Annotated in this window: 1 protein-coding gene; it reads left to right on the top strand. The window is 73.7% G+C overall.

The features are described 5' to 3' along the window. On the top strand, window positions 1-9,384 hold a 9,384-nt coding region (locus VP06_RS31315), incomplete at both ends, for a GLUG motif-containing protein (protein ID WP_048467733.1).

The raw sequence follows: 9,384 nt of genomic DNA, 5'->3' as shown, positions 1-9,384 counted from the left end.
CATCAACGGGCAGGGCTACACGCTGATCCGCGCGATGGCCGAGCTCGACGCCATCGACGGGATCTCGGCCGTCGACGGAAGCGCCGTCACGCCTTTCGGCGCCGGCCCGTCGGGCCGCTACGCGCTGGCCGACGACCTCGCCGCGTCGGGCACCACCTATATCGACGCGCCGGTGGGGTCCTTCGGGGGCACTTTCGCGGGCCTTGGCCACGCGATCACCGGTCTCACCATCGCCAAGCCAACGAACCCCCAGAACAATTCCGGCTTCAAGGCGGGCCTGTTCGCGAGCATCGGCGGCGGCGCGACGGTGCGGGATCTCGCATTGCGGGGCGGGACCGTGTCGGCGCAAGGCATCGTCGGCGCCCTCGCCGGCGAGAGCTTCGGAACGGTCGTCGCCACGTCGGCGGATCTGGATGTCTCCGGTCAGAACGTCGTCGGCGGCCTCGTCGGCGGCAACGGCGGGACGATCCTCCTCAGTGCCACCTCGGGACGCGTGCAGGCGAGCGGCTCGCAAGCCGGCGGGATCGCAGGCGACCACTCCGGCACCATCGCGCAGAGCTCTGCGAGCGGGAGCGTCTCCGCAGACAGCAACGTCGGCGGGCTCGTCGGAACGCAGTCCGGAGGCCTAATCCTCCAATCGTTCGCCACCGGCAGGGTCGCGGGATCCATGAACGTCGGCGGCCTCGCCGGGACGACGCAGTCCGGGGCCCGCATCGTCGAGTCCTACGCGACCGGCCCGGTGTCCGGCGGCTCCTTCGTGGGCGCCTTCGTCGGCCAGAACGATCTGTTCGGCGGCGCCACGATCACCAGCGGCGCCTACGACGCGCAGACGACCGGGCGGAGCGCGTTCGGCGCCGACTACAGCCAGCAATCGGCCAACGTCGCGGGCCTCGCCACGGCCCAGCTTCAGGGCACCCTGCCGGCGGGCTTCACCGCGACGGTGTGGGGCAGCGGGCCGGGCCTCTACCCCTACCTCAAGGGCTTGTTCCCGAACGGTGTCCAGGCGGTCTCGGGCATTGCCTACAAGGACGTGGGCGCGACGCCCGCCTCCGGTTCGGCCGGCGTCGTGACGGTGTCCCTCGACGCGGGCGGCCGCCTGCTCGGCCAGACCACTGCCGGCGCCAACGGGTACTACTACCTCGCGCTCCCGGCCGGCACGCTCGCCACCGGCACGCCCTTCGTCGCCTCGGTGCCGACGAACGGCGCGCTCTCCACCGCCGCCGCCACCCTCGCCACCTCGACCTACGCGACGGCCACACCGGCGCAGGGCGGCGTCAATCTCTACGGCGGCGCGCTCACCGTCCCAACCAGCGCGGCAACGCTCGCTGCCGCCCCCTCCCTCGCCGATGCGAGGGCGGCAACCGGCGGCGTGGCGAGCGCCGCCACCGCGACGCTGATCTCTGGGCTCTCCGGCCGCGGCTTCGTGACGAGCGCGCCGGGCTTCACCCTCGACGCGGCGGTCGACCCGGCGGGCACGACGGTGGTGCAGACCGGGGCGGGCGCGCCGCTCGCCGTCACGGTACCGCAGACGCTGACCGCCGTCGGCAGCCTGGGGCTCATCTCGGGCGGGGCGCTGCGGATCAACGCGAGCGTCACGGCGGACGGCGCCTCCTCGGTGGGATTGGCCTTCGATGCCTCCGACCCGACGAACCTGAGCTTCGCGTCCGGCAAGAGCCTGACCTTCGCGGGAACGGGCGGGGCGCTCGCCATCAACGGGCAGCCCTACACGCTCGTCCGCACGATGGCCGACATCGACGGGATCGACGGGGTCGCGGCCTCCGCGCAGGCGATCACCGACCAGAGCGCGGCGGGGGGCGCCGCGGGCCGCTACGCGCTGGCCGGCGACCTCGACGCCGCGGCGGTGTCCTATGCCGGCGCCCTCGTCACCCGCAACCGCACCCCGTCCGACCGCTTCTCGGGCACCTTCGAGGGGCTCGGGCACCAGATCGCCAACCTCACGCTCACCAATCCGCCGACCTCGGCGAGCACCGCCCTGTTCGGCGGCGTGTCCAGCACCGGCATCGTGCGCGACCTCGGCCTCGTCGGCGTCGGCGTCACCACCACCATCACCGGCTCGGGCAGCCTCGCCGGCTACAACGCGGGCGTCATCGCCAACGTCTCCGCGACCGGCAGCGTGAGCAGCACCGCCGGCTCCGTCGGCGGGCTGGTCGGCTTCAACGAAGGGTCCATCCTGCGTGGCTCCGCGGCCGTCACCGTCAGTGGCGTGCGCAACGTGGGCGGCTTGGTAGGGCTCAGCGGCACCGAGACCCTCACCCCCAGCACCGTCGTGACGGCCCTCATCGCGGACAGCGCCGCCTCCGGCAGCGTCACCATCAACGCGGGCAGCGGAGGAGGACCCTGGGGCCCCGGCGGAGGGCTGGCCGGCTTCAACTCCGGCACCGTGCTGCGCTCCTCCGCCACCGGCGCCGTCACGGGTGCCCAGAACACGGTCTTCCTGGGCGGGCTGCTCGGTGTGAACCAAGGGCGGGTCGCCGACACGTCCGCCAGCGGCAGCGTCGCCGGCACGCAGGCCATGTCCCTGAGCGTGGGCGGCCTCGTCGGCTACAACGGCACGCGCGGTTCGGTCACCCGGTCCTTCGCGACCGGCCTGGCCTCCATCCGGTTCCCGAACAACACCACGTCCATCGGTGGCTTGATCGGCCGGAACGACGTCTCCTCCGTGACCGCAAGCTACTGGGACACCGAGACCACCGGGCAGAGCAGCGCGGTCGGACGGGACAGCTTCCCCGCCACCGCTGTGGGCCTCACCACGCGCCAGTTCCAGGGGCTCGACCCGCTGCCGGACGGCGGCACGATCACCGACAGCGCACGCCTCGGCGCCGCCTTCGCGGGAGGGGCGAACGGGCTCTACCCCTACCTGACGAGCCTGTTCCCCAACGGCGTCCAGGCGGTCTCCGGCACCGCCTTCCGCGACGCCGGCGCGACCCCCGCGGCCTCCGGGGCGTCCGGAACCGTCACGGTGTCCCTCGACGCGGGCGGCAGCCTCCTCGGCCAGACCACTGCCGGCGCCAACGGGTACTACTACCTCGCGCTCCCGGCCGGCACGCTCGCCACCGGCACGCCGTTCGTCGCCTCGGTGCCGACGAACGGCGCGCTCTCCACCGCCGCTGCCACGCTCGCGACCTCGACCCTCGCGGCCGGCACCTCGGTGCAGGGCGCCGTCAACCTCTATGGCGGGGCGCTCACCGTCCCGACCCGCGAGGCAACGCTCGCTGCCGCCCCCTCCCTCGCCGATGCGAGGGCGGCGACCGGTAGCGTGGCGAGCGCCGCCACCGCGACGCTGATCTCTGGGCTCTCCGGCCGCGGCTTCGTGACGAGCGCGGCGGGCTTCACCCTGGACGCGCCCGTCGACCCGGCGGGCACGACGGTGGTGCAGACCGGCGCGGGCGCGCCGCTCACCGTCACGGCGGCGCAGGTGCTGAACGCCGGCGGGTCGCTCGGGCTGCTCTCGGGCGGAAGCTTGCGGATCAACGAGAACCTCACGGCGAACGGCGTGGCCTCCGTGACGCTCGCCTACGCGGCGTCCGATCCGACGAACCTGAGCTTCGCGCAGGGCAGGAGCCTGACCTTCGCAGGAACGGGCGGGGCGCTCGCCATCAACGGGCAGGGCTACACGCTCGTCCGCTCGATGGCGGATCTCGACGGCATCGACGGGGCGCCGGCGGTCTCGGGAGGCACCGTCACCAACCAGACGGCAGCGGGTGGGCTGTCGGGCCGATACGCGCTCGCCGGGACCCTGTCCGCGACGGGCACGACCTACACCGACTCGCTGGCAGGTACCGACGGCTCGACGCCGTTCTCGGGGACGCTCGAGGGTCTCGGCCACGCGATCACGAACCTGACCATCAGCGCCGGCGGCACTGCCGGTCTGTTCGGATACCTGTCGTCCGGCGCCGTCGTGCGGGATGTCGGGCTGTCAGGCGGCAGCGTCAGCGGCGGCCAGAATGTGGGCGCGCTGGCCGGGTACAGCGCCGGCGGCAGCATCGTCCTGTCCTATGCCACCGGCGACGTCCGAGGCGGTTCAAGTGCCTCGGGAGGGCTGGTCGGCTTCAACGCCGGCAGCATCGTCCAGTCCTACGCGACAGGCAGCGTCAGTACCGGCGGCTCGCTCGCCTCCGTGGGCGGGCTGGCCGGCTACAACGCCGGCAGCATTGTCCAGTCCTACGCCACAGGCAGCGTCGCCGGCGACGGGTACATAGGCGGGCTGGTCGGCCAGAACACCAACGGCATCGTCCAGTCCTACGCCACGGGCGACGTCATCGGCGGCCGCATCGCGGGCGGGCTGGTCGGCTACAACCAGGGGAGCATCGCCCAGTCCTCCTGGGACACGGAGATGACGGGGCGGGCCGCGGCTGCGGGCGGCGGCTCCGGTTCGGGCGCCACGGGCCTGACCACGCACCAGTTCCAGGGCCTCGATCCGCTGCCGAGTGGCGGGAGCCTCACCGACCCGGGGCAGCTCGGGAGCGCCTTCGCGGGTGGAGCCGGCGGCCTCTACCCCTACCTGACCAGCCTCTTCCCGACCGGCATCCAGGCTGTCTCGGGCGTGGCCTACCGGGATGCCGGCACCACGCCGGCGGCCGGCGCCCGCATCACCGTGGTGGGGGCGGGCACGACGCTCGGGTCGGCGAGCAGCGGCGCCAACGGCGCCTACTACGTGTTCGGCCAGCCCGGGACGATCCTGGCCGGGCAGGGTCTCGTCGCCTACACCACCCAGGACGGGAGCGGGGCGAGCAACGCCGCAGCGCTCGCCACGGCGACCTTCGCGTCCGGCACGCCCGCCCAGACCGGCATGGACATCTGGGGCGGCGTGACCCTGCTCGGCGCGCGCACGGACCGGCCGACCCTCTCCGCCTCCGGCTTCGACCCCGCGACCCTGCCGGCGGTGCCGGACGGGGCCACGCTTCCGGCCTTCCTGACGGGGGCGGTACCGGTGCTGGCGGCCACGAACCCGCAGGGCTTCACCATCGACACGGCGGTGACGACGGGCCGCAGCTTCGGCGTGCAGACGGTGGCGGCGGGCGCGCCGCTGACGGTGGCGGCGCCGGTGACGATCGGTGGCGGCGGCGGCCTCGGGCTGATCGCGGCGGGCGCGCTCGCGGTCAACGCCGCCGTGACGGTCAACGGCGCGGTGCCGGTGGTGCTGGGCTACGACGCCTCCGACCCGACGAATCTGAGCTTCGCGCAGGCCAAGAGCCTGACCTTCAACGCCGCGGACGGGTCGGCGACGGCAAGCCCGGTGGTGGGCCAGTCGCTGACCATCAACGGGGCCGGCTACACCCTCGTCCGCTCGATGGCGGACCTCGACGCCATCGACGGGCGGCGTGCGACGGACCGGGTGAGCGTCTCCACCTTCGGCCCCGGCCTCGCCGGCCGTTATGCGCTGGCCGGCGACCTCTTCGCGACGACGGACGGCACGGCGACAGGCAGCGCCATCGGTTACGGCACGCCGGTGGTCGGCTCGACGGCGCAATCCTTCGACACGCCGGCCCCCTTCACCGGCACCGTCGAGGGCCTCGGGCACGGAATCGGACTGGTTTCGATCGGTGCCGGCCAGACCACGAATGTCGGCCTGTTCGGTGCCCTCGGATCCGGCGGGACGATCCGCGACCTCGGCCTCACCGGAGGCTCGGTGCTTGGCTTCGGCCCCGTCGGCATGCTGGTCGGTCTCAACGACGGCGGCACGCTCGCGCAGGTCTCCGCGTCGGGCGGCGTGTCCGCGCAAGACACCGCCGGCGGGCTCGTCGGACAGAACCGGGGCGGCACGATCGTGCGGGCCTCGGCCGCCGTCACTGTCAGCAGCGTTACGGGGACTTCCGTCGGCGGCCTGGTCGGGTTCAACGACGCGGGCAGCATCCGGGACGCCTCCGCCGCGGGCGACGTTTTGGGCAGCATCGGCGTGGGCGGCCTCGTCGGCACGAATAGCGGCACGATCCTCCGGGCCTTTGCGAGCGGTGCCGTCCAGGGGCAGACGCAGGACGCGGGCGGGCTCGTCGGCACCAATGCCGGGGCCGTCAGCCAGGCTTACGCCACCGGCGCCGTCATCGGACTCGGCGCCTCATCCGGTGCCCTGATCGGCAACAACGCCGGCGGCACCGTGGCGCAGGCCTACGCGACCGGGCAGGTCATCGCCAACCATCCCTGGACGGGCGGCCTTATCGGCACGAATACCGGCACGGTGGCGGACGCCTACTGGGACGTCGCAACCACCGGCCGGACGGCCAGCGCGGGAGGCACGGGGCGGGTCACGGCCGACCTCCAGGGCGCCCTGCCGGGCAGCTTCGACGCGGCGGCCTGGGAAACGGGGCCCGGGCTCTACCCCTATCTCCGGAGCGCCTTCCCGAACGGGGTGCAGGCGATCTCCGGCATCGCCTATGCCGACCGCGGCGTGACGCCCCTGGCGAGGCCGGGCGACACCAACGACATCGTCCCGCGCCGGGTCTTCGTCGATGTCGGCGGGACGCAGTCGCACGTGGTCACCGGCGCGAACGGCGCCTACTACCTCGCCCTGCCGGCCGGGACGCTCTCCCCGGCCGGGACCCCGGTCCTCGCCTACACGACGGAGACGAACGTCGAGAGCCCCCTCCAGCCGCAGCCGGTGGCCGGCGCGAGCCTGATCTCCGCCACCGGCACGACGGGCCACCTCGACGTCTGGAGCGGCACCCTGATCGCCCCGACCTCCGCCACGACCCTGTCGGCGGCGCCGACCACCGTGAGCGGGCTGCTCATCCCCAACCAGGGCCTCTATGCGGGGGCGAGGGGCGGCCTTCCCTTCGCGGGCGTGTCGACCCTGTCCGGGGTGGGCTACGTGGCGACGGATCCGGCCGGGTTCACGCTCGACGCGGCGGTGCCCGCCGGCGCGGCGGGCGGGCTCTTCGTGCGGACCACGCAGGGGCCGATCGCGGTCGCGCAGGACCAGACGCTGAGCGGAGCGGGGCTGTCGCTCTACGCGGCCGGGTCGCTCGCCTTCGCGGCGAACGTCACGGCGACCGGGGCGCCGGTGCGCCTCGCCTACGACGTGTCCTCCCCCACCAACCTTTCCTTCGCGCCGGGCAGGAGCCTGACCTTCGCGGGCGGCGGGTCGCTCGCCATCAACGGCGTGCCCTACACGCTGGTCCGCTCGATGGCGGACCTCGACGGCATCGATGGGGCGGCGGCGGTCACGGGCGGGACGATCACGAACCAGACGGCAGCGGGCGGGCTGTCGGGCCGCTACGCGCTCGCCGCGGACGTGGACGCGGCGGGGGTGACCTACGCCGCCTCCCCGGTGAGCGGCGCCTTCGCCGGGACGTTCGAGGGGCTCGGCCACGCGATCGGCGGGCTGTCGGTCACGGCGCCGACGACGATCGGCGTCGGGCTCTTCGCCGATCTCGCGGGCGCAACCGTTGCCCGCCTGAGCCTCGCGGATGCCCGCATCCTGGGCGCCCAGAAGGCCGGCGTGCTCGCCGGCCGCGCTGAGGCCTCCACCATCGCCTTCGTATCCACCTCGGGACGCGTCGAGAGCGTCGGCCTCAACGGCTGGGGTGGGGCGGTCGGCGGCCTGATCGGCGAGAGCGTGCGCAGCGTCGTCGACCTGTCCCGCTCCGACGCGGCCGTCGTCGGCGCGGCCGGACCCGGGGGCACGAACGGCGGCATCGGCGGCCTGATCGGCAGCCAGGACCACGGGGTGGTCGCGCGCTCCTACGCGCTCGGCAGCGTGGCAGGCGCCGAGAATGTCGGCGGCCTCGTTGGTGCCAGCACAGGCGAGATCCGCGACAGCTTCGCGATGGGTGCGGTCCAAGGGGGCTCCTTCTACACGGGCGGCCTTGTCGGCGGGACCTTCGGCCCCGATGGCTCCGTCACGCGGTCTTACGCGACCGGCGTGGTCGTCGGCGGCGCGGCCGTGGGCGCCCTCGTCGGTCAGCAAAGCGGCGGCTCCCTGACCGGCTCGTATTGGGACGGCTCAACCTCGGGCCTCGCCGTCGGCGTCGGCATGGGACCCGGACAGGGCGCCACCGGCCTCTCCACGGCGCAGTTCCAGTCTGGCGCGCGGCCGTCCGGGCTCGACCCAGCTGTCTGGGGCACTGGACCGGGGCTCTATCCCTACCTGCTCGGGTTTTACCCGAACGGCGTCCAAGCGATCTCGGGGACCGCCTACACGGATGCGGGCGCGACCCTCGCGGCCTCCGGCGCGAAGGCCGTCAAGGTCTCGGTCGATACCGGTGGCACCCTGCTCGGACAGGCGACGACGGGCGCCAACGGGTACTACTACCTCGCCCTGCCGGCCGGCACGATCGGGAGCGGGACGAGCTTCATGGCCTCCGTTCCGACCGTGCGGGACACGGCCGCGACCCCAACCATCACCTACGCCAACGCGGCGGCGACGCTCGCGACCTCGACCTACGCGGCCGTCACCCCGGCGCAGGGCGGCGTGAACCTTTACGGCGGGGCGCTCACCGTCCCGACCACCGCCGATCGCCTTTCCCAGGCGCCCTCGCTCACCGATGCCCGTACCAGCGCCAACGCCGTCGCGAGCGCGGGCACGCTGTCCCTGATCGCCGGCCTCACCGGCCGTGGCTTCGTCACGAGCGCGGCGGGCTTCACCCTCGACAACGCGGTGGATCCGGCTGGCACGACTATGGTGCGGACCGGGGCGGTCGCGCCGATCACCGTGACGGCGGCCCAGTCGCTCAACGCGGGCGGATCGCTGGGTCTCTTGTCGGGCGGGTCCCTGGCGGTGAATGCCCCCGTGACGGTGAAAGGGGCCGGCGCGGTGGCGCTGGCCTACGATGCGTCGAGCGTCACGAACCTCTCCTTCTCGGCGACCTCCACGGTCGGCGGCACGGGGTCGGTGCGCTTCCTCGACGCGAGCGGCGCCGTGCAGGCCACGAACCCGGGCAACCAGACGCTCACGATCAACGGCAGGCCGGTCGCGCTGCTCTACTCCATGGCCGACGTCGCCGGCATGAGCCTGACCGGCGCCTCGGCCCTCGCCGCGCCGCTCACCGCGGCCACGCCCTACGCCGACGCGGTAGCGGCGTCCGGCGCAAATGCGTTCACCGGGACCTTCACCGGCCTCGGCAACACGATCGCCAATCTCGCCATCACGGCGACCGGCGTCGGCACCTACGGCCTGTTCGGCACGGTGGGCGCCGGCGGCCTAGTGCGCGACATCGGGCTGACCAACGCCGCCGTCGCCCTCGGCGATGCAGCGCCTGTCCAGGGCGGCAGCACCGCCTCGGCGGTCGGCGCCCTCGCCGGCAGCAATGCCGGCACCGTCGCTTTCGCGTTCAGCACCGGCGCGGTCGGCACCGGCCCGCTGTCGCAGCAAGGCGCCCTGGTGGGCGGGCTCGTGGGCCTGAACCTCGGCGGCATCACCTCGTCGCG

Origin of the sequence: Methylobacterium aquaticum (assembly GCF_001043915.1) — a bacterium.
GTDB lineage: Bacteria > Pseudomonadota > Alphaproteobacteria > Rhizobiales > Beijerinckiaceae > Methylobacterium > Methylobacterium aquaticum.
The sequence above is the reverse complement of the archived record's forward strand: the minus strand, read 5'-3'. Positions and strand labels throughout refer to the sequence as shown.